We start from the raw sequence: 25,036 nt of genomic DNA, 5'->3' as shown, positions 1-25,036 counted from the left end.
GCGGCTCACAAATTTTCGCAGAAGTCACGGATCGTCGAGAGTCGATCTGCTGCAACCGCTTTCGATCGAGCCAGTGCATCGCGGTCGGGGACCGGTTCGACGACCTCCAGATAGCATTTGAGTTTCGGCTCGGTACCCGAGGGACGGACGACGATGCGCTGCCCCTCGCCCTCGAAGACCAAGGCGTCGGTCCGCATCCGGCCGCGAACCGTCGACAGATCGGTGCAGGTGACGGGGACGCCCGCGATGACGTCGGGCGGCGTATCGCGCAGGCGGGCAACGGCGCGCGCGGCGGCCGCCGGATCGGCCAGTCGCAGCGACACCTGGTCGCCGGCGTGCAGGCCGAACTCCACGGCGTAGTCGTCGAGGACGTCGAGCAGGGAACGCCCCTGCTCCCGCAGCCGAGCGGTGAGGTCGGCGGCGGCGACGGCGGCGGTGATGCCGTCCTTGTCGCGCACGGCGGCCGGGTCGACGCAGTGGCCGATGGCCTCCTCGTAGGCGTACACGAGCCCCGCACCGGCGCGGGCGAGCCACTTGAAGCCCGTGAGCGTTTCGGCGTAACGAGCGCCGCGTGCGGGCGCGAGCTTCCCGAGCAGCCGGGACGACACGACGGTGGTCGCGACCAGTGCGTCCGGCGCCGCCGTGCGCAGCACGTAATCGGCCAGTAGGACGCCTGTTTCGTCGCCGCGCAGCATGCGCCACCCGTCCGGTCCGGGCACCGCGATCGCGCAGCGATCGGCATCCGGGTCGAGTGCGACGGCCAGGTCCGCCTCGATCTTCTCCGCCAGAGCCAGCAGCAGATCCGCGGCGCCCGGTTCTTCGGGATTCGGAAATGCCACGGTCGGGAAGTCGGGATCGGGGGTGAATTGCTCGTCGACCACGTGGACGTCCGGGAATCCGGCGGCGGCGAGCGCGGCCACCGCCGTCTCGCCGCCCACGCCGTGCATGGGCGTCAGCGCGATACGAATATCAGGGCGCCGCAGCGTCATTCGCTCGCCGTCGGGTTCATCGGCGTGGCGTGCCGCGTGGTCCGCATGGACCGGAACCGTCCGCGCGCCGCCGATCGTCTCGGGCACGGCGGCGGCTCGCGCCAGATAGCGGCGAACGAGTTCCTCGCCGAGGTCGGCGCGGGCGGCATCGGCGGGCAGCGACAGAATCGACGGCGAGGGGGCGCCGGTCGCCGGATCGGTGCGCGCGATCGGTTCGGTGACCGCATCGATGCAGCGTTCGATCTCGGCGTCGGCGGGCGGGATCAGCTGCGAGCCGCCATCCAGATAGAGCTTGTAACCGTTGTCCGTGGCGGGGTTGTGGGACGCGGTGATCTGCACGCCGGCCACCGCCCCCAGCTCCCGTACCGCGAACGCCACGATCGGCGTCGGCAGCGGGCGTGGCAGCAGCAGCACCGAAAAGCCCGCTGCCGCAAACACTTCCGCAGTGACAGTGGCGAACTCCGCGGAGCCGTGGCGGGCGTCGCGGCCGACGATCACCAGGCCGCCGCCCAGGCAGCGGTCCCGAAGCCAGGCCGCCACACCGGCGCTCGCGCGCGCCACCGTGCCGACATTCATCCCGTCCGGCCCGTCCTGCAGGGGGCCGCGCAGACCTGCCGTTCCGAATCGCAACATGGTGCCCGCCTACAGCCGTTCCAGCACACCGCGCAGCAGTTTGCCCAATCTCGGTGCGGCGGCCTGCCCTTCGGCGAGCACCTCCTGATGCGACAGTGGCGCGCCGGTCACGCCCGCGGCCAGATTGGTCACCAGCGAAATGCCCAGCAGCCGCAGGCCCAGCGACCGGGCCGCGATCGCCTCCAGCACGGTCGACATGCCGACCAGATCGGCGCCCATGCCGCCCAGCATGCGGATCTCGGCGGGTGTCTCGTACTGCGGACCGTTGAGGCCCGCGTAGACGCCCTCGGTCAGCGACGGGTCGATTTCCCTTGCCAGCGTGCGCAATTCGGGGTCCCAGGCGTCGACCATGTTCACGAACGCGGCGCCGGTGAGCGGGGTGCGCCCGGTGAGATTGAGATGATCGCTGATCAGTACCGGCTCGCCGACCCGCAGGCCCGGACGAATACCGCCCGCGGCGTTGGTGAGGATCACCGTTTCCGCACCCGCCGCGGCCGCCGCGTGGACCGCGTGCACCACCCGGTGCGGTTCGTAACCCTCGTAGAGGTGCTGGCGGCCCATCATCAGCAGCACCGGCACCTCGCCGACCTGCACCGAATGCACGATGCCCTGGTGCCCCTGGGCCGTCGGCGGTTCGAAGCCGGGCAGTTCGGTCATCGGAATCGATGCCCGCGGCGCTCCGATCTCGGTGGCGGCGGACTGCCAGCCGGATCCGAGTACCACCGCGACCCGATGATGCGTGACTCCCGTACGTGTGGCGATCGCCTCGGCGGCCTGTTCGGCAAGCATGCGCCCACGATAGTGCGCCGACGGGCCGGTTGTGCGCGTCGCGGGCCGGACACGGGTGCCGCCGCCGGGCGCGGTTGGCGGGGCGAGGGCAGGATGGTGCCGTGCGTGAACTCGTGGTCCTCGGGACGGCCAGTCAGGTGCCGACCCGCCGGCGCAATCACAACGGTTATCTGTTGCGCTGGGACGGTGACGGCCTGCTGTTCGACCCCGGCGAGGGGACGCAGCGGCAGATGCTGTTCGCGGGGGTTTCGGCGAGTGGCATCACCCGGATCGGGGTGACCCATTTCCACGGCGATCACTGCCTCGGCCTGCCCGGGGTGCTGGCGCGGCTCAATCTGGACCAGGTCACCCATCCGGTCGACATCTGCTTCCCGGGATCGGGCGCGGAACTGCTCACACATCTGCGCGGCGTGGTGCCAGACTTTCCCGGTCTGCGCGAGCATCCGATCGATGCGGACGGCCCGGTGCCGCTGCCGGACGCGCCGTTCACCTTCGAGGCGGTGCGGCTGTCGCATCGCATCGACACCTTCGGCTATCGGCTCGTCGAACCCGACAGCTATCGGATCCTGCCGGAGCGGCTCGCCGAATTCGGCCTGGCGGGTCCGCTGGTCGGGACGCTGCAGCGCGAAGGCGCGGTCCGGCTGCCCGACGGTCGCAGGGTCACCGTGGACGAGGTGTCGGTTCCGCGGCCCGGGCAACGCTTCGCCTTCGTGATGGACACCCGAATGTGTTCGGGCATAACGGAATTGGCCGAAGGCGCCGATATGCTCGTCATCGAGGCGACCTTCCTGGAGGCCGAGGCGCAACTGGCCGACGATTTCGGCCACCTCACCGCCGGGCAGGCGGCGCGCGTGGCCGCGGAGGCAGGCGTGCGAACGCTCGTGCTCACCCATTTCTCGCAGCGCTACGGCGATCTGGCCGGGCACCGGGCCGAGGCGCAGCGGTATTTCGACGGGGACCTGGTGATCGCCGAGGACCTGATGCGGGTGCCGCTCCCGCCGCGTCGCTGACCCGTGCACCAGCGGTGATCACAACTCGCCGGTAACTTGGCCGGGGGTGTGATGCGGGCGTTCATTCGGAGCTGCATATTCTCTGCGTATGCCGTACTTGGACCGTGACGGGGACGTATTCGTGCTCTACCTCGGCAACGAGGGTCAGACCGACAGCGAGAACCGCTTCCATCCCGACTGGATCGACGCCATCCACGCGAAACTGGACGAGGTCGAGGCTGCCGAGGGGCCGGCGGCGCTGGTCACGGTGGCCACCGGAAAATTCTTCAGCAACGGCCTGGACACCGACTGGCTGTTCGGCAACATGGACAGGATGCACTGGTACCTGGACCGGGTGCACACCGTCTTCAGCCGGCTGCTGGTCTTCGAAATGCCGACCGTCGCCGCGTTGAACGGGCACGCCTTCGGCGCGGGCGCCATGCTGGCCACCTCGCACGACTTCCGGGTGATGCGCTCGGATCGCGGATACTGGTGCCTGCCCGAGGTCCACCTGGGAATGCCGTTCACGGTGGCGATGAACGCGCTCGTCACCGAGCGGCTGACCAATCAGGTGGCGCTCGAGGCGATGACCACCGGCCGCCGCTACAGCGCCGCCGACGCGATCGCCGCGGGCATCGTCGACGAGGCGGCCGAGGCCGACGGTGTGCTGGCCGCGGCGGTCGCGCGGGCCGCGGCACTGACCGGCAATCGCAAGCCGAATCTGCCGGTTATCAAGCGTGCGCTGCACGGACGGGCGCTCGCGGGCCTGAACACCCCGACGACACCGGAAAATCTCGCGTTCGGCTCCTGAACACCCGATGATCATCGCGTGGCGCACAGTGCGAGACTGTGTGCCATGCCACGCAGCGGGGACGAACGCAGCTGGAGTCGCACGGACCGGTCGGCGCACCGGCCCGCGGCATCCGGTTGCGCCCCCGCCGACGACCCCCGTGCCGACGCCGATACTTTCCGTGCCGACGAGGCCGAAGCCTCGGTGGACCCGGCGGACCCGGCCCTGCTCGCCGCCGCCGATGCCGCCGTCACGGCGGCCGAATCGGAACTGATCGCCCTCTCGCATTCCATCCACGCCGAACCCGAGCTGGCATTCGCCGAGCACCGCAGTGTGGCCAAGACACTGGCCCCGCTGCGCGAGCGCGGGTTCGCGATCGAGATGCCGGTCGCGGACCTGGACACCGCCTTCGAGGCCACCTTCGGCAGCGGCGAGCTGGTGGTGGGCATCTGCGCCGAATACGACGCGCTGCCCGAGATCGGTCACGCCTGCGGCCACAACATCATCGCCGCGGCCGCGGTGGGTGCGGGGCTGGCCCTGGCCGAGGTGGCCGATCGGTGCGGTCTCACCGTGAAGGTGTTCGGCACGCCGGCCGAGGAGAGCGGCGGCGGCAAGGTGCTGATGCTCGAGCGCGGCGTCTTCGACGGGGTCGCGATGGCCCTGATGGTGCATCCGGGTCCGCTGGACATCGTAGGTGCGCGGTCGCTGGCCCTGGCCGATCTGTCGGTGTCCTTCCACGGCCGCGAAGCACATGCCAGCGCCGCGCCGGAGTACGGCCGCAACGCCGGGGACGCCGCCACCGTCGCGCAGGTCGCGCTGGGTCTGCTGCGTCAGCATCTGCGCCCCGGCCAGCAACTGCACGGTATAGTCGAGTCGGGCGGTGTTGCCCCGAATATCGTGCCCGGCCATGCGGAACTGTTGTATTACCTGCGGGCAGACAATTCCGCGTCCCTCGACGATCTGCTGCAGCGCGCCTCGGCCTGCTTCGAGGCGGGAGCGCTGGCAACCGGATGCACCCATGAAATCCGTGCGCTGGCGCCCACATATACCGAGCTCACGCCGGATTCCGCACTACTGTGTGCTTACCGCGAGCAGATCGTCGGTATGGGTCGCATGCCGCTCGCGCCGGAACTCGAGGCAGCACGGCCGCTGGGCAGTACCGATATGGGCAATGTCACCAACGTCATTCCCGGCATCCACCCGGTTATCGGCATCGAGGCCAACGGGGCGGTGACACACCAGCGGGAGTTCGCCGCGGCCTGTGTGACGCCGTCGGCCGATCTCGCGGTGACCGACGGGGCGCGGGCACTGGCCCGTACCGCAATCCAGGTTGCGGGCGATCAACTACACAGGGACAGGTTGTTGGAGCGCAGTATTCAGCGACAGGAGGAAATTCGGTGAGCACGATCGGCCGGTCATCACCGGCGGGCCGCGAGGGAGACGCCGCGGCGGGTCGCGACGATGACGCGACCGGTTCGGAGGACGACTCCGCGACCGGTTCGCGCCCTTCCGCGGCGGCGGGCCGCAAGACTGCCGGTTCCGCCCTGCAGAGCAAGGCGGTGGGCCCGGAGGCCGGAACCTGTCGACACACCGGACTCGCGACCGGTCGGCAGGCGGAGATCACGGCCGGACAGGCCGCGGTCGAGGCGTGGCTGAGCGAGCACGGTGACGATCTGATCGGCTGGCGCCGCCACATCCACACCAATCCGGAACTGTCCCGCGCCGAGCACGGCACCACCGAATTCGTCGAATCCTGGCTGGTCAAGGCCGGTCTGGAACCGCGCAAACTGCCCACCGGCACCGGCCTGATCTGCGATATCGGCCCGGCCGGTCCGCGCCTGGCGCTGCGCGCCGATATGGATGCGCTGCCGCTGCAGGAGTACACCGGGCGGCCGTTCGCCTCGACCGTTCCCGGCGTCTCCCACGCCTGTGGTCACGACGCGCACACCTCGATCCTGCTCGGCACCGCCCTGGCCCTCACCGAGATCGGCGACCTTCCGGTCGGCGTCCGGCTGGTCTTCCAGCACGCCGAGGAGGTCATGCCCGGCGGTGCCATCGACATGGTCGCCGCCGGTGCGATGGACGACGTCTCGCGGGTCTTCGCGCTGCACTGCGATCCCCGGCTCGAGGTCGGGCGGATCGGGGTGCGGGTCGGCGCCATCACCTCGGCCGCCGACACCGTGGAACTGGTGCTGGACTCGCCGGGCGGGCACACCTCCCGGCCGCATCTGACCAGCGATCTGGTCTACGCCATCGGCACTGTCATCACCGGCCTGCCGGGTCTGCTGAGCCGCCGCATCGATCCGCGGACCAGCACGGTGATGGTGTGGGGTGCGGTATCGGCGGGTAAGGCGCCCAACGCGATTCCGCAGACCGGCATGCTGACCGGGACCGTGCGCACCGGTGACCACGCCACCTGGTCGCTGCTCGAGCCGATGGTCCGCGAGATCGTCGACGGGCTGCTCGCCCCGACCGGGGTGCGGTACCAGCTGAACTACAAGCGTGGTGTGCCGCCGGTGGTCAACGACGAATTCTCCACCCGGATGTTCGAGGACGCGATTCTCGGTCTGGGTCCGGACGCGCTGTCGGATACTCCGCAGTCCGGCGGTGGCGAGGACTTCTCCTGGTACCTCGAGGAGGTTCCGGGTGCCATGGGGCGGCTGGGCGTGTGGTCGGGCGAGGGCCCGCAACTGGACATCCACCAGCCGACCTTCGACATCGACGAGCGCGCGCTGGCGGCCGGCGTGCGCGTGATGACCAATCTGGTCCTGCAGGCACGCTGATCGCACGGCCCGTCGGGTGGCGAACCCGGCGGGCTGTCCGGCTCCGTCCCGGCTACATCGAGCCGAAGGTCCCCGGGCCCACGTTGCGGCTGTTGCGGGTGCGCAGCGCGTGGACGTAATCGGCCGGAGCCCCGGCCTTTTCGGCCGCGTCGGCGATCACACCGATGTAGCGGGCGGAGGGCAGCCCGCCCTCGTAGGCGTCCAGCACGTACAACCACGCCAGCACCGGCTGGGTACCCGTCCCCGAATTGGGCGAGACCCGGAGCCGGATCTTCTTGTGGATACCGAAATCCGAACCCTCCCACCGGTCGAGGCTCTGCTCGTCCTCGGCGGAGACGTCGTACAGCACGACGAACACCCGGGAGCCCGGATCCTCGACCACCGTCGCGAGCGGGCCTTCCCAGCCGATGTCGTCGCCGGCGAAGGTCAGGCGCCACCCTTCCAGCCAGCCCGTTCCGTAGACGGGGGAGTGCGGACAGCGCTTGAGCATCTGCTCCGGGTCCATATTGGATCCGTAGGCGGCGTATATCGGCACCTGGCAAGAGTATCGAATGTAGGGACCGCTTGTTTCGATCCGGCCGGGTTCGGGCCGTGCCTGTCTCCGGCGAGGCGGGCGGATGTCCGGAGAATTACCGGTGGGTGACACGCGCAACGTCACCCCTGACGCGGTCAAAACGATGAGGAGCAGGACCGATAACGTTGACTGCAGTGCCGGAGATCCCGGCCGCACGGCTCGATAGCGGAGGTACACATGGCCCGCATTGCAATCATCGGGGGCGGCCCCGCCGGCTACGAGGCGGCGTTGGTGGCAGCTCAGCACGGAGCCACGGTCACCGTGATCGACTCCGACGGTATCGGTGGCGCATGCGTGCTGTGGGACTGCGTCCCGTCCAAGACCTTCATCGCTTCGACCGGTGTGCGCACCGACCTGCGCCGCGCGCGTGATCTGGGTATCACGCTGCATGTGGCGCAGGCGCAGGTGCGGCTGTCGGAGGTGAACTCCCGGGTGAAGGCGCTGGCGCAGGCGCAGTCGTCCGATATCCGCTCCAAACTGCAGGCCGCCGGGGTCACCATCCTCAACGGCCGCGGTCAGCTGATCGACCAGATCGCCGGTCTGGCCACGCATCTGGTGCGCGCGACGCTCGCCGACGGCACCGAACGGGTGATGGAGGCCGAGATCGTCCTGATCGCCACCGGCGCCAGCCCGCGGGTGCTGCGCGGCGCCGAACCCGACGGGGAACGCATCCTCACCTGGCGTCAGCTCTACGACCTGAAGGAGCTGCCGGAAACGCTCGTCGTCGTCGGCTCGGGTGTGACCGGCGCGGAATTCGTCTCGGCGTACACCGAGATGGGCGTGCAGGTGAAATTGGTCTCCAGCCGCGACCGGATGATGCCGGGGGAGGACGCCGACGCCGCGCTGGTCCTGGAGGACGCCCTGGCCGAACGCGGGGTGGAGCTCGTCAAACAGGCCCGTGCCGACGCCGTCGAGCGGACCGCGGACGGGATCGTGGTCAAACTGTCCGACGGCCGAACGGTCACGGGCTCCCACGCCCTGATGACGGTCGGTTCCACGCCCAACACCCAGGATCTGGGCCTCGAGCGCATCGGCGTCGAACTCGACCGCGGCGGTTATCTGCGTGTCGACCGCGTCTCGCGGACGGCGGCGACCGGGATCTACGCCGCCGGTGACTGCACCGGGCTGCTGCCGCTGGCCTCGGTCGCGGCGATGCAGGGCCGGATCGCGATGTATCACGCGCTCGGCGAGGGAGTGCAGCCGATCCGGTTGAAGACGGTGGCCTCCGCCGTCTTCACCCGGCCCGAGATCGCCACGGTCGGTGTCAGCCAGACCGCGATCGACAACGGTGAGGTGCCCGCGCGCACGGTGATGCTGCCGCTCAACACCAATCCGCGCGCCAAGATGTCGGGCCTGCGCCGCGGCTTCGTGAAGATCTTCTGCCGGCCGGCCACCGGTGTGGTGATCGGTGGCGTGGTGGTCGCGCCGATCGCCTCCGAACTCATCCTGCCGATCGCGATCGCGGTCCAGAACAATCTGACGGTGAACGACCTGGCCCAGACGTTCTCGGTGTACCCGTCGCTGTCGGGATCGGTCACCGAGGCGGCGCGCCAGTTGATGCGTCACGACGATCTGGACTAGTGGGCGGCGGCTGTTTCAAATGCGCTGCCGCGCTTGATCTTTTGCCGGACCGAGTGCGGCTTCCCACAGCCGGGTAGCACCGGTTGCCTGAAACTTGTTCGTGTGGTTCACTTCCGGCAGAGATGTCAGTGGTGGTCGGCTGGCAGGTTCACGTGGCGGGGGGAATGCAATCTTTCCCGGGCCGGGAATCCGCGAGCGGCTCGCGGACCGCAGCAGGGTGCGGGCCGGACATCGATGAGGGACCAATGGAGACGGCCCCGTCGAGCGGCGTTCGTCGGTCGATGGCACTGGCCGAGCTCGGGAAAGGGATTGCGAGACAGTGAAACATCGTAAGCCGAGTCGGGCGCAGCGAGCGATGGCCACGACGTCGTTGCCACTGGCCACCGCGGCCGCCGTGGCGACCATCCTCGCGTCGGGTACGGCGAGTGCGGCGCCGGCCGATCAGCCGAGCGTGCCGACCACTCCGGCGCAGCCGGGCGCCACCAACGAGGCACCCGCGCAGGGCGACAACAACGGCCAGGGTCAGAACGCGCCGGGCACGCAGGAGAACGCTCCGCAGAACGGCACGCAGCAGAACGGGCCGCAGCAGAACAACAACCAGCAGAACGGGACCCAGCAGAACGGTCCTCAGCGCAACGGCAATCCGCAGCCGGGCGTCACCACCCCCAATCAGCCGGGTGTCACGACTCCGAACCAGCCGGGCGTGACCACCCCGCAGCCGGGTGTCACCACCCCGAACCAGAACACGCCGAAGCCGGACCAGAACCTGGCCTCGCCGACGCAGCCGGGTGTGACCACCCCGCGTGTCGCGCCGCTGCCGGTTCCGGGTCAGGGTGGCCAGGTGCAGCCGGCCGTCGTTCCGGACCAGCCCACCCCGAACGGTCAGGCCGACCAGTTGAAGCCGGGTCAGCAGTCGCCGGACCAGACCGTCGGCACTCCGAACAAGCCGCAGTCGCAGAACGGCGGCAACGCGGACACGCTGCGTAGCCAGCAGGGCAACTCGACCCCGTCGCAGCAGGCGCAGTGGACCTCGCCGAGCCTGCAGGCCGCACCGGCCGCACCGGTCGTCCAGATGAACGGCCCGCACACCGAGGTCGGCGCCAACGTCGACGGCGGCGGACTGCTGCCGGGCTACGTGGCCAACACCCACCACTTCAGCAACCTCGACGGATATGTCGGCACGGTGGGTTACAGCACTCCGAACGGAGTGGGCGACGCGGGTGTGTCGGTGGAGTTCGTCGAGGCGAACAAGATCAAGGTCACCTCGTACACCCACGCCACCGGCTTCGACGATCTGAAGTCCGAGAACTACGTCGACACCACCGAGGCCAATGCGGCCAAGGCTGCCGTCGAGGGCTGGATCAAGCAGCAGCCCGGTGGCGCCGCAGCACTGGATGCGGCCGCTCAGATTGGTAGACTCCCGCAGGGTGATTTCGCTCCGCAAACGGTGAATGTCGCTGGTGCGACCACACAGTGGGGTGGCACGGTCCAGTACTGATACAGACTGAATCGACGCGTGGGGCGGTCGTTCGCGACCGCCCCACGCGTGTGTCTCGGGGAAGGAACGGGTGATGGCCTCCGGCGACGATCAGGACCGGGACGAAGGCGAGTCGGGATTCGGCCCGCCGGTTTCCGGATTCGGACCACCGCTGAACGATTTCGGGCCGCCGACGGGTGAAACGGGTGCGATCGGCTGGGCGCCGGTGGGCGAACCGGAACGTCCCACACTGGGCTGGCAGCCCGCCGACGCCCCCGCGACGCCGTCCGTCCCGCCGCCGCCCCCGCAGTACCGTGCGCCGGATTCGACCGCGGCGCCGGAAACCGTGCGCCATCCGGCACCGGAGGCGCCGCGCGCGGCCGACACCACGCGGGCGCCCGCGCCCGACGCCACATGGACGCCCGCACCCGAGACCGTTCGGACGCCCGCGCCCGAGACACGCCGCATGCCCGAGCCGCCGCGCGCCCCGGATGCACCGCGCGCCCCGGAGACGGTGCGATACCCCGACGCCGGCGGTGCCGAGGCCGATCGTGGAACCTGGTGGCGCGCAGACGATTCCGGCTTTCCGCCCACTCCGCCGCGGGAAACCCCGGGATCGCTCTGGGACGACGACGAACTCGCCAAGAAGCTCACCGTGCCGCGCGGCGGCGCCGAGCAGAAATCGGGTTCATTGTGGGACGACGACGAGCTGGCGAAGAAGCTCGTGCCGTCGCGGCCCCTCGGGCAGCCGCAGCCGGAGGCCCGGCCCGACCGCAACATTCCGATGATCCTGGCCGGTGCGGCGGGTGCCGTCGTGATCGTGATCGCGCTGGTGCTGATCATCGTGTTCGCGACGCGCAGCAGCGATGGCGACGGAACCGTCGCCGGCGGCAAATCGTCACCGCCGTCGGTGGCCGCGCTGAGCTGTCCGGCACGTACCGACGGCAATGTCGTGATCGGCAACGGCCCCGGCGACACGAACAGCGGAGCCGCGGCGATTCTGGGATTCCAGCACGCGTTCTATGCCGACCGTAGTGGTGCCAAGGCGCACGACTTCGTCGCGCCGGACGCGTCGAACGTGTCGACCGCCTCGACCATGCAGCAGGCGATCGACAGTCTGATCCCGCAGGGCACCACGTATTGCTTGCGTGTGGAAACGGTCACGCCGGAGCAGTTCAACGTGGACCTCACCGAACATCGGCCGGACGGTACGACCACGCTGTACAAACAGCTGGTCAAGACCGTGAATCGCGAGGGGAAGAACCTCGTCTTCTCGATCGATCAGCGCTGATCGCGCGGGCTCGCCCCGCTGTCCCGTAATCTCAATATCTGGGAAAACAATTTCATATTCTGGGTACCGATATGCGATAGTTGCCATGATCCGCAGCTATCGGAGGTCTCCATGTCGCCGCATACTCCACCCCTGTCCCGCCGACTGGACGGTCTGCAGAGTTCGGCGATCCGGGATCTGCTCAAGCTGACCGCCCGGCCGGATATCGTCAGCCTGGCCGGGGGTCTGCCCGACGAACAGCTGATGCCGCGCGATGCCATCGCCCGCGCCGCGGAATCGGCGCTGGCCGATCCGTCCCGGTTGCAGTACACCGAGTCCGCGGGCTGGGGGCCGCTGCGCGAGGTGCTCGCCTCCCGGGAGTCGGTGCGGCTGGGCCGGCCCGTCCCACTGGAGGAGATCTTCGTCACGCACGGTTCGCAGCAGGCCTTGTCGCTGCTGGGTGAGGTGCTTCTCGATCCGGGCGCTCTCGTGGTGGTCGAGGATCCGGCCTACGTCGGCGCGCTGCAGGTGTTCCGCGCGGCGGGGGCACGAATCGTGGCGATTCCGCTGGATTCCGACGGTATGCGTGTCGACGCGCTGGCCGAGCTGCTCGAGCGCGGCGAACGCCCGGCGTTGGTGCATACGGTGAGTAATTTCCACAATCCGCGCGGGGTGACGCTGAGCCCGCAGCGCCGGCGCGAACTGGCGGCGCTGGCCGAACGGTACGGCTTCTGGGTGGTCGAGGACGATCCGTACGGCGAGCTGTGGTTCGACCGCCCCGCGCCGCAGGCCGTTGCCTCCTACTCGCCCAACGTGATTCGGCTGTCGAGCGCCTCGAAGATCCTGGCGCCGACGCTGCGGGTGGGCTGGATGATCGCTCCCAACGCGGTGTGCCGCGGCGTGGAACTGCTGAAGCAGGGCGCCGATCTGTGCGGTTCGGCGCTCACCCAGCAGATCGCCGCGGACCTGCTGGCCGACGAGCCGTGGCTGGGCGCCCACCTCGACAAGGTGCGCGGCATCTACGGCGAGCGCGCCACCGCCCTGGTGAGTGCGGTTCGCGCCCGCTTCGGCGACCGGATGGTGAGTACCGACGCCGCCGGCGGCATGTTCGTGTGGCTCGATTTCACCGACGGCACCGATACCGTCGAACTGCTGCCGCGCGCGATCGAGCACGGCGTGGCCTACGTCCCGGGCTCCGCGTTCGCGGTCTCGCAGCCCTACCGTGGCTCGATGCGCATGTGTTTCACCACGTCGGATGCGGCCGTGCTCACCGACGCGGTCGATCGGCTGGGCCGGGCGGTCGACGCGGCGGGGTAGCGCGGCGAATCTACTGCGCCCACCCGTAGGTGCGTTCGACGGCCTTGTTCCATTCGCCGTAGAGGTGATCGCGGTCGGCGTCGGACATCGTCGGCTGCCACACCTTGTCCTCGGACCAGTTGGCGCGGATGTCGTCGGTGCCGGACCAGTAACCGACCGCCAGTCCGGCCGCGTAGGCGGCGCCGAGCGCGGTCGTTTCGGTGATCACCGGCCGCACTACCGGCACATCCAGGATGTCGGCCTGGAATTGCATGAGCAGTTCGTTGGCGACCATTCCGCCGTCGACCTTGAGGGTGGTCAATTCGACGCCCAGATTCTCCGCCTCGGCGTCGGCGCGCATCGCGTCGATCACCTCGCGGGTCTGAAATGCGGTGGCCTCCAACACCGCTCGGGCCAGATGCGCCTTCGTGACGAAGCGGGTGAGTCCGGTGATCACGCCGCGCGCGTCCGGCCGCCATCGCGGTGCGAACAGACCGGAGAAGGCGGGGACGATGTAGGTGCCGCCGTTGTCGTCGACGCTGCGGGCCAGCGGTTCGATCTCCGCCGCGGATTCGACGATGCCGAGATTGTCACGCAACCACTGCACCAGGGATCCGGTCACCGCGATGGAACCCTCCAGCGCGTACACCGCGGGCTGGTCGCCGAGCCGGTAACACACCGTGGTCAGCAGACCGTGCTTGCTGAACACCGGCGTGGTACCGGTGTTGAGCAGCATGAAGTTGCCGGTTCCGTAGGTGTTCTTCGCCTCGCCCGGTGAGAGGCAGGCCTGCCCGAACGTCGCGGCCTGCTGATCGCCGAGGATGCCGGCCACCGGAACCCCCGCGAGCGGACCGGCGGAGATCTCGGCGTACACCTCCGAGGAGCTGTGGATCTGCGGCAGCATCGAGACGGGAACGCCGAATTCCGCGCAGATCTGCGAATCCCATTGCAAGGTCTCGAGATTCATCAGCATGGTGCGGGAGGCGTTGGTGACGTCGGTGAGGTGGCGGCCGGTCAGCTTCCACAGGATCCAGCTGTCCATGGTGCCGAAGCACAGGTCACCGGCCTCCGCGCGGGCGCGCGCACCGTCGACGTTGTCGAGGATCCAGCGCAGCTTGGGACCCGCGAAATACGTGCTCAGCGGCAGCCCGGTCCGGTCGGCGTAGCGCGCGGGGCCGACGTCACCGGCCAGCTCCTCGCACAGCGCTGCGGTGCGGGTGTCCTGCCAGACGATGGCGTTGGCGACCGGCCTGCCGGTGGCACGGTCCCAGACCACGGTGGTTTCGCGCTGATTGGTGACCCCGACCGCTGCGATGTCGTCGGCGCCGATCCCGGCATCCTCGAGCGCCGCACCGATCACGAGTTCGGTATTGCGCCAGATGGTTTCGGCATCGTGCTCGACCCAGCCCGGCCGGGGGAACAGCTGTTCGTGCTCGCGCTGCCCGAGGCCGGCGATGCGGCCGGAGCGGTCGAACACGATGCACCGGCTCGAGGTTGTCCCCTGGTCGATGGCGGCCACGAAGCGTCGCATCCGTGCAGGCTACTAAACCTCGCACGCGCCGCGCATCACATCGCCGCACGCCCGGCGGTGGACTAGGGTGAAAGCGATTACCGACGGGTAACGCAGGACGATCCCACCGAACAGTGCGGAGGAAGTCGAGCGATGAACGAGAAGTCACACGGTCAGCACACCGGCGAACTGGGGCCCGAGCAGCGGGAGGCCAGCTGGGAAAGCCTGGGCGCCAAGCATTTCGACGTCATCGTGATCGGTGGCGGGGTCGTCGGCGCGGGCATCGCCCTCGATGCCGCCACCCGGGGCCTGGAGGTGGCCCTGGTGGAGGCGCGCGATCTGGCCTCGGGCACCTCGAGCCGTTCGTCGAAGATGTTCCACGGCGGTCTGCGCTACCTCGAGCAGCTGGAATTCGGGCTGGTCCGCGAGGCGCTGCGGGAACGTGAGCTGAGCCTGAAGACCTTGGCTCCGCATCTGGTGAAACCGCTGCGCTTCCTCTACCCGCTGACCCATCGCGGCTGGGAGCGGCCCTACGTCGCCTCGGGCCTGGTGCTCTACGACACCATGGGCGGAGCGAAATCGGTTCCGGGCCAACATCATGTGACCCGATCGGGAGCGCTGCGCCTGGCGCCCGGCGTACGCCGGGACGCGCTGATCGGCGGTGTCACCTACTACGACACCGTGGTCGACGACGCCCGCCACACGATGACGGTGGCCCGCACCGCCGCCCACTACGGTGCGGTGATCCGCACGTCGACCCAGGTCGTGGATTTCCTGCGGGAGGCCGACCGGGTGGTCGGAGTGAAGGTGCGCGACAGCGAGGACGGGCGCAAGACCGAGGTCCGCGGACATGTGGTGATCAACGCGACGGGCGTGTGGACCGACGAACTGCAGGCGCTGTCGCATGTTCGCGGCCGATTCCATGTGCGCGCGTCCAAAGGCGTGCATATCGTCGTGCCGCGCGATCGGATCGCCAGTGACGCCGCGCTGATTCTGCGCACCCAGACCTCGGTGCTGTTCGTGATTCCGTGGGGGAGCAATCACTGGATCGTCGGTACGACCGACACCGATTGGAATCTGGATCTGGCCCACCCGGCCGCCACCAAGGCCGATATCGACTATCTGCTCGAACGGATCAACGAGGTACTGGTCACCCCGCTCACCCAGGACGACATCCAGGGTGTGTACGCCGGGCTGCGGCCGCTGTTGGCCGGGGAGAGTGACGAGACCTCCAAGCTGTCGCGCGAGCACGCGGTGGCGCAGATCGCTCCGGGCCTGGTCGCCATCGCGGGTGGTAAATACACCACCTACCGGGTGATGGCCTACGACGCGGTGGATCTGGCCGTCCACGACATTCCGCAGCGGGTGTCGTCCTCGATCACCGACAAGGTGCCGCTGCTCGGCGCCGACGGCTACTTCGCCCTGCTCAACCAGACGCCGCAGCTGGCGCAGACCTACGGTGTGCATCCCTACCGCATCGAACATCTGCTCAACCGGTACGGCTCCCTGATCACCGATGTCCTCGATCTGGCCGAGGGCAAACCCGAACTGCTGCAGCCGATTACGGACGCGCCCGGTTACCTGCGGGTGGAGGCCGTCTACGCGGCGGTCGCCGAGGGGGCGCTGCATCTGGACGACATCCTGGCCCGGCGCACCCGGATCTCCATCGAGTTCTCCCATCGGGGCACCGAATGCGCCGACGAGGTGGCGCGGCTGGTGGCGCCGGTGCTGGGCTGGGACGAGGAGCAGATCCGGCGCGAGGTGAGTACGTACAACGCCCGGGTCGATGCCGAGATCCGGTCCCAGACCCAACCCGACGACGTGTCGGCCGACGCCCTGCGCGCCGCCGCACCGGAACCTCGCCCGGAGATCCTGGAGCCGGTGCCGCTGCCTCAGGCATAGCGCCGCGCGCGGTGTGCGGCTAGGGGGCGGTCGACGTGGGCGCCGAGGTGTGACCGGAATGGACCGGGCCCGTACTCACCGAGTGCTGCAGCGCATAGGTGAACAGGACGGTGGCCGCGATGGCGATGGCCGTGATCAGCAGCTGGGTGACAAGCCGTGTGCTACGCCGCATCGCGGTGCTCGCATATGTCATCTGCCCTGCTTCCCGACCGGTGACGATCTGTGTCGCCCTTATGTCGCATTCACGCTCCGAAGTGTTAGCGGCCGAAAGAAATAGAGCTATTGATCGGCAAACATCACGGCTCGTGCCCGGTCAGCGGCGAGTCCGGCCCGCCGCTCCCGGTTCCGGCGTCTCGGGGGCGGGCTGACAGCGGGGACAGAAGTAGATCCCGCGTTCGGTGGCCGGGGCGGAGGCGGCTTCCGGGCCGAGCGTGCGGACGAGGACCATCGATCCGCAGCGGGGGCACGGTTGACCCCGGCGGCCGTAGACCACCGCGGGCCGGGGTGGATGGTGTGCGGCTCGGACGAGGATGCGGTGTGCGGCGTCGACGAGCCCGGGGAGATCGGGTACCGCGGCGACCGGGGTGGCCGGGTGGACCCGCTCGGCGAAACAGATCTCGCTGCGGAAGATGTTGCCGACTCCCGCCATGGTCGTCTGATCGAGCAGCGCGAGTCCGATCGGCCGCTCCGGATCCGCGCGCAGCCGCCGGACCGCCTCGGCCGCATCCCAATTCGGGCCCAGCAGATCCGGGCCGAGATGGTCGACGGCGGTGTGCTCGTCGGCGAGGCGTAGCACCTCGACCAGGCCGAGGGAGAACCCGACGGCTTCGGTGTCGGCAGTGGCGAGAATCAGTCGCGCGGTGAATCCGGGTTTGGTCCACCGCTGCCCCGGGCGGTAGACCCGCCAGGTGCCTTCCATCTTCAGATGGGTGTGGATGCTGAGCTTCTCGGTGCGCACGAACAGGTGTTTGCCGTAACTGCCGACGCTGTCGACCCGGCTGCCGCGCAGATCGAGCGTGGCATAGCGCGGGACGCGGAAATCACTGCGCGTCAGTGTCTTTCCCGCCAGCGCGGTCCGCAGCCGCGCCGCCGCGAGATAGACGGTATCTCCTTCCGGCATCGGCGTTCACCACCGGTGCCGGCGGACGAGGCGGGCCGGTCTCATGCTGTGCTCCGCAGCCGGAAGCCCCGGGGAGTGGTGTGGAAACCGGCGTCGGTGAGGAAGGTGGCGAAGGTGTTGCCGTGCACCGATTCCCCGTCGACGCGTTCGACGACCAGGGAGTCGATCCGGCGGTCGTGGACCAGGGCCGCGAGCGCCGCCGCGGCCTCGGTCCGGATTTCGGGGTCTTCGGTGAAGGTGAGCAGCGTCTTACCGCCGCGTTCCAGGTACAGGGCCAGTTCGCCCGCGGCCAGGACCACCAGAGCCCCCGCCTTGCGGCCCGGGCGATGTCCGGCGCCCTCGCCCGCGTTCTTCGGCCACGGCAGGGCGGCGCCGTACGGATTGGCCGGATCGCAGGCGGCGAGTGCGACCGTGCCGACCCGGCCGGTGCCGGCGCCCGCCCGGTCGGAATCGTAGGAGCGCAGCCGATCCACCACGTCGGTGGTGGAGAACTGCGCGCCGCCGAGGGTGTCGACGAAATAGCCGCGCCGGCACCGTCCGCGATCCTCGAATTCGGTGAGCACCCGGTACATCAGCGCGAACCCGCCCGGAATCTCCTCGTTCTGCACCGAACCGCGGGTCAGCACGCCGTAGCGCTCCAGCAGCAGATCCGCGGTGGCGTGGGCGCGAATCGTGTTGTCCGGCAGGCGCTGTGGCAGCAGCGACCATCGCCCGGCCACGGCGGGTGGGCCGGTCCGGGTCGGCATCGCCGGTCGCGGCAGGTACATGCGTCCGCGCGGAGTGCGCCGCGGGGTGCGATGGGCGGTGGTGCTGCGGGTGGTGCCGGCCAGCCGCGCCCGGACCGGAGCGAAGGTGTCGCCGGACAGATATCCGGCCCACACCAGTTCCCACAGTGCCGCCGCGACGGCCGCGTCGTCGAGCACGCCGGTCGCATCGGACAGTTGCCGGAAGAAATAGGCGCCGCCCGCCACCGCGACGAGCTGATTGCCGGCGGAGGCGCCCGATTCGGAAGCGGCCGTGGCGTCGGCGTCGAGCGCGATCGCGTCGGTCGCCACCGTCATCTCCGCACCCAACGCCGTCAGCAGCCGCAGCTGCACGTCGGTGAAGTCGATCTCCTGCGGTGGCCCCAGCGTGACCGGCGCCTGATCCGCCGGATGCAGGGCGATCCAGCCGTCCTTGGCGGTGATGGCGCCGTGACCGGACCACAGCACCTCACCGGAGGCGGTGAGTTCGTCGAGCATCGCCGGTGTGTAGTCACGCACCCGCGAGGGCAGGATGAGCGACTCCCACGCGGAAGCCGGAATCGGCACGCCCGCAAGCTGTTCCACCACCGCGGCCACCCCGTCCACGCCGCGCAGTGTCGAGGTGCCGATATGCTGCCACGCCGGCAGGAACCGGCCGAACGCGCCCGTGGATACCGGCTCGACCTCCTTGCGCGCGGCGGCCAGCGAACGGCGCCGCAGCCGGCGCAACACCTGCGCGTCGCACCATTCCGCACCGGCCGAACCCGGCGTGAATTCGCCTTCCACCACTCGCTTCTCGGCTCCGAGCCGATGCAGTGCGGTGGCGGCGACGGCCGGGCCGATCCCGAAGCGCCGGGCGACGGCGTCGAGCGTGAACGGGGCGTGGGTGCGGGCGTAGCGGGCGACCAGATCACCCAGCGGATCGGCGACCGGTTCGATGAAGGCCGCCGGCGTGCCGATCGGCAGGGGGACGCCCAGGGCATCGCGCAACCGGGCGGCGTCTTCGATCGCCGTCCACCACCGCGATCCCGCGAACGACACCTCCAGAACCCGCCTGGCCTGCAGTAATTCGGCGAACCACGGGCCCGGGTCCGCGGTGCAGCGCTCGGCCGCCTCGGCCGGGGTGAGTGGGCCGAGCAGTCGCAACAGGTCGGCGAGCCCTTCCGCGTCGCGGGCATGGCGTTCGGGAGTGAGCCGTTGCAGTTCGCGTTCGGTCAGTTCGAGGACCGCGGCGTCGAGGAGTTCGCGCAGTTCCACCCGGCCCAGCAGTTCGGCGAGCAGGCTCGAGTCCAGCGACAGCGCGGCCGCGCGGCGCTCGGCCAGCGGACTGTCGCCCTCGTACATGAACTGGCCGATGTAGTCGAACAGCAACGCATTGGCGAACGGCGAGGGGGAGGCCGTCTCGACCTCGACCAGTCGCAATTTGCGCCGCGCCACATTCGTCAGCAGATCCCGCAGGGCGGGCAGATCGTAGACGTCGCGCAAACATTCGCGCACCGTTTCCAGCAGGATCGGAAAATCCGGGAATTTCCTTGCCACATCGAGCAATTGGGCCGCGCGCTGGCGCTGCTGCCACAGTGGCGCGCGGCGGCCGGGATCCCGGCGCGGCAACAGCAGTGCCCGCGCCGCGCATTCGCGGAAGCGGGAGGCGAACAGCGCCGACCCGCCCACCTGCTCGGTCACCACGTCGTCGATCTCGTCCGGTTCGAAGACGAACAGTTCCGCGCCCGGCGGATCGTCGGTGGTATCGGGCAGCCGCACCACGATGCCGTCGTCGGAGGCGGTCGGCGCGGCATCGACCCCGAATCGCTCCCGCAGCCGCGCGCCCACGGCGAGCGCCCACGGCGCATGCACCGGTAATCCGAAGGGCGAGTGCAGGATCAGCCGCCAATCGCCGAGCTCGTCGCGAAAGCGTTCGACCAGCAGGGTGCGGTCGGTCGGCAGATGGCCGGTGGCTCGGCGCTGTTCGGCCAGCAGTGTGACCAGATTCGCGGTCGCGAAATCGTCCAGGCCGGCGGCATGGACGAGCTGTTCGAGTTCGACCAGTTCACCGCCCTTCCTACCGGCCGTGGAGTCCGTGGCTGCCGCGCGGGCGCGGGAGGGCGTGCGCCGGGTGGCGCCGTTTCCGCTGGGGTCGAGGGCCGCACCGTCGAGCGCCGAATCGAAACCGCCCGCATCCCGCACGAGTTCCTCGACCCGCCCGGCCGGTGCGCGCTCGACGGCCTGACCGGCCGTGCGGACGAATTCACCCAGGGCCGCGCCCAATTCGGCCGGCCGCCCGAGGGAGTCGCCGTGCCAGAAGGGCAGCCGGCCGGGCAGACCGAAGGCGGGGGACACGAGAACCCGGTCGTGGGTGATGTCCTCGATGCGCCAGCTGGTCGCGCCGAGGGCGAACACATCGCCCACTCGCGATTCGTAGACCATCTCCTCATCGAGTTCACCTACCCGCGAGGCCTTTTCGCCGACCATGAACACCGGGAACAGTCCGCGGTCGGGAATCGCGCCGCCGGAGGTGACCGCGAGGCGCTGCGCGCCGGGACGCCCGGTCAACGTGCCCGCATCGCGATCCCACACCAGCCGCGGACGCAGTTCGGCGAATTCGTCGGAGGGGTAGCGGCCCGACAGCAGGTCCAGCACCGATTCGTACGCCGAGCGCGGCAGGGCGGCGAAACTGCCTGTCCCCCTGACGGTTTCGAACCAATCGTCGACATCGATCGGTTCCAGCGCGCAGGCTGCCACGGTCTGCTGGGCGAGGATGTCGAGGGGATGGGCGGGGATCTTCAACTCCTCGATCTGTCCCGCCGTCATCCGCATCGACGCCACCGCGCAGTGGATCACGTCGGTGCGGTGTTTGGGGAAGATCACCCCGCGTGAGATCTCACCCACCTGATGTCCGGCGCGACCGACCCGCTGCAGCCCGCCGGCGACCGACGGCGGCGCCTCGACCTGCACCACCAGATCCACCGCGCCCATATCGATACCGAGTTCGAGGCTGCTGGTCGCCACCACGCACCGCAACCGGCCGCTCTTGAGGTCGTCCTCGATGATGGCGCGCTGTTCCTTGCTCACCGAACCGTGATGGGCCCGCGCCAGCAACGGCGCCGCCCCGTGATTGACCTCGGTCGGTGACCCGAGTTGTGCGGGCGGCGCGTGCTCGCGGCGTCCCGCGACCTCCTCCGCCTCGTCCGGTTCGGCGACGCGCTCGGCGTATTCCTCGTTCAGCCGCGCCGTCAGGCGTTCGGCCAGCCGCCGCGAATTCGCGAACACGATCGACGAACGATGCGCCAGCACCAGATCCACGATCGCGGCATCCACATGCGGCCAGATCGAACCCGGCTGATCGGATTCGCCCGGCTCGGTCATATCCGCCACCGGCACCCGCACCGACAGGTCGAACGTTTTCGGCGCCGGCGGCGAGACGATCGTGATCGGCGCCGAACCGACCAGGAAGCGCCCCACCTCCTGCGGCGGCCGGACGGTGGCCGACAACCCGATGCGCTGGGCGGGCCGCTCGGTGAGCTGGTCGAGCCGGGCCAGCGACAGGGCCAGATGTGCCCCGCGCTTGGAACCGGCGATCGCGTGCACCTCGTCCACGATCACGGTGCCGACCTGCGACAACGTCTCGCGTGCCGCCGAGGTGAGCATCAGGTACAGCGATTCCGGCGTCGTGATCAGGATGTCGGGCGGCCGGCGCTGCAAGGTACGCCGGTCGGCCGGGGTGGTGTCGCCCGAACGCACGCCGACGCTGATCTCCGGGGCGGGCATACCGAGGCGGGCGGCCGTGCGGGTGATGCCCACCAGGGGTGCGCGCAGATTGCGCTCGACATCGACCGCCAGTGCCTTGAGCGGGGAGATGTAGAGCACGGCGGTGCGCTGCGGACCGTCCGTGGGCTCGCGGGTGGCGAGCCGGTCGATCGCCCACAGGAAGGCCGACAGCGTCTTGCCCGACCCGGTCGGCGCGATCACCAAGGTGTGTTCTCCGGCGGAGATCGCCTCCCAGGCCCCCAGCTGGGCGGTCGTGGGCGCGGGGAACGCACCGTCGAACCACTCCTGGGTCGGCCGGGAGAACTGCTGCATGGGTTCAGTCTGCACCCGGGCACCGACATCGAGTCCGGGCGGCGATGTGTGCGGGGGTATTTCCCGGGCCGCACCTCGCCGGACGGGGGTGGCCGGATCGGCGCCGGTCCACGGCTCGTCCCGATAGGCTGGCCGCGAACGCGGTGGATACCGACGATGGGACCGACCATGAGCGAGCGCCCCGACACTGTGACCGAGATCCCGGCCGACCCCGCCCAGGTCACGAACGACCCGGACAATCCGCCGGTCCCGCCCGGCACGCTGCTGCTGGAATTGGTGCCGGTCCCGGTGCGCGATATCGATCGGGGGATCGAGTTCTATCGCGATCGGGTCGGATTTCATCTCGATGTCGACGTGGCTCCCGCACCGGGTGTGCGCATCGCGCAGCTGACCCCGCCCGGTTCGGCCTGTTCGATCCTGCTCTCCGAAGGCGTCCCCACCACCGCCGGCGCGGTCGGTTCCCTGCATGGGCTGCATCTGGTGGTGGCCGATATCGAGGCTGCTCGCGCGGATCTCGTCGCGCGCGGCGTCGCCGTAGGTGCGGTCGAAGATGTCGGCGGGGGTGTGCTGTACGCCCATTTCGCCGATCCCGACGGCAACACATGGAGTTTGCAGTACATGCCCTGGCGGTAGCGGGCGCGTTCATTGCCGAACGGTTGCGATCCGCCGAACCGTGCCTCACCTCGCACCGCCTGCCCGCTAGTGTTTGAGACTATGTGTAACAGTAACGGGTTACAGCGGCGTGGCCTGGCGATCGGATGCGGCGGCACGGTGGGGGCGGCCTGGATCGTGGCGGCGCTGGCGGCGGTGCGAGACGTGCTGGAGTGGGACCCGCGCGAGGCCGACGCGCTGATCGGCACCTCCGCCGGTGCGGAGATGGTGACGATGCTGGCTTCGGGGATCTCCGTCGACGATCTGGTGGCGATGCAGCGCGGCACCGTCGCCGATCCGATCCTGGCCCGGCACATGGCCGACGAACCGGGCCGCTTCCCGCCGCTGCCCCGACCGCGCCTCGGTGCACCGCGAATGGCGTTGCACGGCAATCGTTCCCGGCAAGCGCTGCTGAGCGCGAGCAGTCGGCTGCTGCCGGTCGGCGGCGGCGATGCGAGCTGGTTGCAGCGCCTGGCCACCGACCTGAACCACGATCGGGACTGGTTCGCCCATCCGGCCGCATGGCTGGTCGCGATGGACTACGACTCCGGCGAGCGGGTCGCCTTCGGCGCACCGGAGGCGCCGGCCGCAACGGTCGGCCAGGCGCTGCGGGCGTCGTGGGCGGTTCCGGGCTGGTTCCCGCCGGTGCCGATCGCTGGCCGGCGGTTCGTCGACGGCGGTGCCGCCTCCACCGCTTCGGTGGATCTGCTGCTGCCGCTGCACCTGGACGAACTGGTTGTGCTGACCCCGATGGCCTCGGTGCGGTCGGTGCCCGCGGGCGGGCCCGGGCACTGGCTCGAGCGTCAGCTCCGCAGGCCGATGAGCGCGCAACTGGACTCCGAGATCGCCGCCGTGCGCGCGACCGGAACCCGCGTGCTGCGACTGGCGGTGACCGCCGCCGACCTCGCGGTCATGGGCCCGAATTTCATGGACGGCCGCCGCCGCGGCGAGACCTTCGAACACAGTCTGCGCAGCACCCGCCGCGCCATGGAACGGAGTGAATTCGCATGAACCTGTTCGGTAACGGCTATCCGACGATCGACCTCGCCGCGGCCCGGGTCCTGGTCACCGGCGCCGGACGCGGTATCGGCCGGGCCACCGCGGAAATGTTCGCGCACAAGGGATCCGAGGTCGTCCTCGCCGATGTGGACCTCGCGGCCGCCACCGACGCGGCGGCCGGCCTCGGTGCCCGCGCCGTCGAACTCGACGTGCGCGACCGGGAGCGGTGGGACGAGGTCGTCGCCGACCTGGGCCGGATCGACATCCTGGTGAACAACGCCGGAGTGATGCCCGCGGGCCCGTTCCTCAGCGAACCGGATGCGGTGGGGCACACCACGATCGATGTGAACGTCTGGGGACTCATCCACGGCATGCGAGCCGTCGCGCCGGCGATGATCGATCGCGGCCGCGGTCATATCGTCAACGTCGCCTCGCTGGCCGGCAAGATTCCGCTGCCCGGTCTGGCGGTGTACAACGCGAGCAAATTCGCCGCCGTCGGGCTGTCGGCCGCGACCCGGCTGGAATTCGCCGAATCCGGGGTCAGCGTGAGTTGTGTGCTGCCCGCCGCGGTGCGCACCCGGCTGTCCTCGGGGCTGACCCTGGGACGCGGGCTGCCCACGGTCGACCCGGTCGACGTCGCCACCGCGATCGTCAAGACCTGCCGCACCCGCCGAGCCGAGGTGGCGGTGCCGCAGTACCTCGACCCCGTCGACATCGCGCTGGCGGCCGCGCCTGAATCGGTCGTGCGCAGGGTGCGCGGCCTCTTCGACGGCGACCGGGCGCTGCACCCGGGCGATGCGGGGGTGCGGGCCGTCTACGAGGAGCAGGTCCGCGCCATCGGCCGCGAACCGGAGCGCTAGACG

At 69.7% G+C, this 25,036-nt stretch carries 19 protein-coding genes; 12 read left to right on the top strand and 7 right to left on the bottom strand.

Annotated elements, in window-relative coordinates:
- Window positions 1-5: 5 nt before the first annotated feature.
- Together C8258_RS16555 and C8258_RS16550 are read right to left on the bottom strand one after the other, a co-directional pair.
- The gene (locus C8258_RS16555; RefSeq protein WP_106955932.1) at window positions 6-1,622 is read right to left on the bottom strand and encodes a phospho-sugar mutase; all 1,617 of its coding nucleotides are present in this window, start codon (window positions 1,620-1,622) and stop codon (window positions 6-8) included.
- Window positions 1,623-1,631: 9 nt separating this feature from the next.
- Window positions 1,632-2,411 (bottom strand): purine-nucleoside phosphorylase, encoded by a 780-nt coding sequence (locus C8258_RS16550; RefSeq protein WP_106955931.1) that lies wholly within the window; start codon window positions 2,409-2,411, stop codon window positions 1,632-1,634.
- Window positions 2,412-2,512: 101 nt separating this feature from the next.
- On the opposite strand from C8258_RS16550, the gene C8258_RS16545 reads away from it, so the two are divergent.
- From C8258_RS16545 to C8258_RS16530, 4 genes are all read left to right on the top strand, one after another.
- Complete coding sequence (locus C8258_RS16545) at window positions 2,513-3,421, top strand: ribonuclease Z (RefSeq protein ID WP_106955930.1); 909 nt, start codon at window positions 2,513-2,515, stop codon at window positions 3,419-3,421.
- Window positions 3,422-3,509: 88 nt separating this feature from the next.
- On the top strand, window positions 3,510-4,211 hold the full coding sequence (locus C8258_RS16540; protein ID WP_106955929.1) for an enoyl-CoA hydratase-related protein: 702 nt from the start codon (window positions 3,510-3,512) through the stop codon (window positions 4,209-4,211).
- 204 nt (window positions 4,212-4,415) lie between these two features.
- The gene (locus tag C8258_RS16535) at window positions 4,416-5,591 is read left to right on the top strand and encodes a M20 family metallopeptidase (protein ID WP_106955989.1); all 1,176 of its coding nucleotides are present in this window, start codon (window positions 4,416-4,418) and stop codon (window positions 5,589-5,591) included.
- A 218-nt stretch (window positions 5,592-5,809) separates the two neighbouring features.
- Complete coding sequence (locus C8258_RS16530; protein ID WP_106955988.1) at window positions 5,810-6,973, top strand: M20 family metallopeptidase; 1,164 nt, start codon at window positions 5,810-5,812, stop codon at window positions 6,971-6,973.
- A 52-nt stretch (window positions 6,974-7,025) separates the two neighbouring features.
- Here C8258_RS16530 and C8258_RS16525 read toward each other — a convergent pair whose 3' ends face one another.
- On the bottom strand, window positions 7,026-7,508 hold the full coding sequence (locus tag C8258_RS16525) for a gamma-glutamylcyclotransferase (protein WP_039776727.1): 483 nt from the start codon (window positions 7,506-7,508) through the stop codon (window positions 7,026-7,028).
- A gap of 201 nt (window positions 7,509-7,709) precedes the next feature.
- On the opposite strand from C8258_RS16525, the gene C8258_RS16520 reads away from it, so the two are divergent.
- The 4 genes from C8258_RS16520 to C8258_RS16505 all read left to right on the top strand — a co-directional run bounded on the left by C8258_RS16520 (window position 7,710) and on the right by C8258_RS16505 (window position 13,192).
- The gene (locus C8258_RS16520) at window positions 7,710-9,128 is read left to right on the top strand and encodes an NAD(P)H-quinone dehydrogenase (protein ID WP_255420422.1); all 1,419 of its coding nucleotides are present in this window, start codon (window positions 7,710-7,712) and stop codon (window positions 9,126-9,128) included.
- Window positions 9,129-9,483: 355 nt separating this feature from the next.
- Entirely contained in the window at window positions 9,484-10,626 is a 1,143-nt protein-coding gene (locus tag C8258_RS16515) for a hypothetical protein (RefSeq protein WP_233225134.1), read from the top strand.
- 73 nt (window positions 10,627-10,699) lie between these two features.
- Window positions 10,700-11,896 carry a hypothetical protein gene (locus C8258_RS16510; protein ID WP_106955927.1) on the top strand — a complete coding sequence of 399 codons (1,197 nt, stop codon included), beginning with the start codon at window positions 10,700-10,702 and terminating at the stop codon, window positions 11,894-11,896.
- Between the two features lie 111 nt (window positions 11,897-12,007).
- The gene (locus C8258_RS16505) at window positions 12,008-13,192 is read left to right on the top strand and encodes a PLP-dependent aminotransferase family protein (protein WP_106955926.1); all 1,185 of its coding nucleotides are present in this window, start codon (window positions 12,008-12,010) and stop codon (window positions 13,190-13,192) included.
- Between the two features lie 10 nt (window positions 13,193-13,202).
- Here C8258_RS16505 and glpK read toward each other — a convergent pair whose 3' ends face one another.
- On the bottom strand, window positions 13,203-14,702 hold the full coding sequence (glpK, locus tag C8258_RS16500) for a glycerol kinase GlpK (protein ID WP_106955925.1): 1,500 nt from the start codon (window positions 14,700-14,702) through the stop codon (window positions 13,203-13,205).
- Between the two features lie 132 nt (window positions 14,703-14,834).
- Between glpK and glpD the strand changes: the two genes are divergently transcribed.
- A complete protein-coding gene (gene glpD, locus C8258_RS16495; RefSeq protein WP_106955924.1) occupies window positions 14,835-16,583 on the top strand; it encodes a glycerol-3-phosphate dehydrogenase in 1,749 nt (582 codons plus the stop codon).
- Between the two features lie 19 nt (window positions 16,584-16,602).
- Here glpD and C8258_RS32630 read toward each other — a convergent pair whose 3' ends face one another.
- The 3 genes from C8258_RS32630 to C8258_RS16485 all read right to left on the bottom strand — a co-directional run bounded on the left by C8258_RS32630 (window position 16,603) and on the right by C8258_RS16485 (window position 22,523).
- Window positions 16,603-16,776: a hypothetical protein gene (locus C8258_RS32630; RefSeq protein WP_157121695.1), complete on the bottom strand. Its 174-nt coding sequence runs from the start codon at window positions 16,774-16,776 to the stop codon at window positions 16,603-16,605.
- A 120-nt stretch (window positions 16,777-16,896) separates the two neighbouring features.
- Entirely contained in the window at window positions 16,897-17,703 is an 807-nt protein-coding gene (locus tag C8258_RS16490) for a DNA-formamidopyrimidine glycosylase family protein (protein ID WP_106955923.1), read from the bottom strand.
- Window positions 17,704-17,744: 41 nt separating this feature from the next.
- A complete protein-coding gene (locus tag C8258_RS16485) occupies window positions 17,745-22,523 on the bottom strand; it encodes an ATP-dependent helicase (protein WP_106955922.1) in 4,779 nt (1,592 codons plus the stop codon).
- Between the two features lie 168 nt (window positions 22,524-22,691).
- On the opposite strand from C8258_RS16485, the gene C8258_RS16480 reads away from it, so the two are divergent.
- The 3 genes from C8258_RS16480 (at window position 22,692) to C8258_RS16470 (ending at window position 25,033) form a co-directional block, all read left to right on the top strand.
- Window positions 22,692-23,156: a VOC family protein gene (locus C8258_RS16480; RefSeq protein ID WP_106955986.1), complete on the top strand. Its 465-nt coding sequence runs from the start codon at window positions 22,692-22,694 to the stop codon at window positions 23,154-23,156.
- Window positions 23,157-23,237: 81 nt separating this feature from the next.
- On the top strand, window positions 23,238-24,185 hold the full coding sequence (locus C8258_RS16475) for a patatin-like phospholipase family protein (protein ID WP_106955921.1): 948 nt from the start codon (window positions 23,238-23,240) through the stop codon (window positions 24,183-24,185).
- Window positions 24,182-25,033, top strand: coding sequence for an SDR family oxidoreductase (locus C8258_RS16470; RefSeq protein WP_106955920.1), 852 nt, complete (start codon window positions 24,182-24,184; stop codon window positions 25,031-25,033). Before C8258_RS16475 ends, C8258_RS16470 begins: the two co-directional genes overlap by 4 nt.
- Window positions 25,034-25,036: the final 3 nt, after the last annotated feature.

The sequence above is a fragment of the Nocardia sp. MDA0666 genome (genome assembly GCF_003023875.1).
Lineage (GTDB): Bacteria > Actinomycetota > Actinomycetes > Mycobacteriales > Mycobacteriaceae > Nocardia > Nocardia aobensis.
This window is presented reverse-complemented; position numbering and strand designations above follow the sequence as displayed.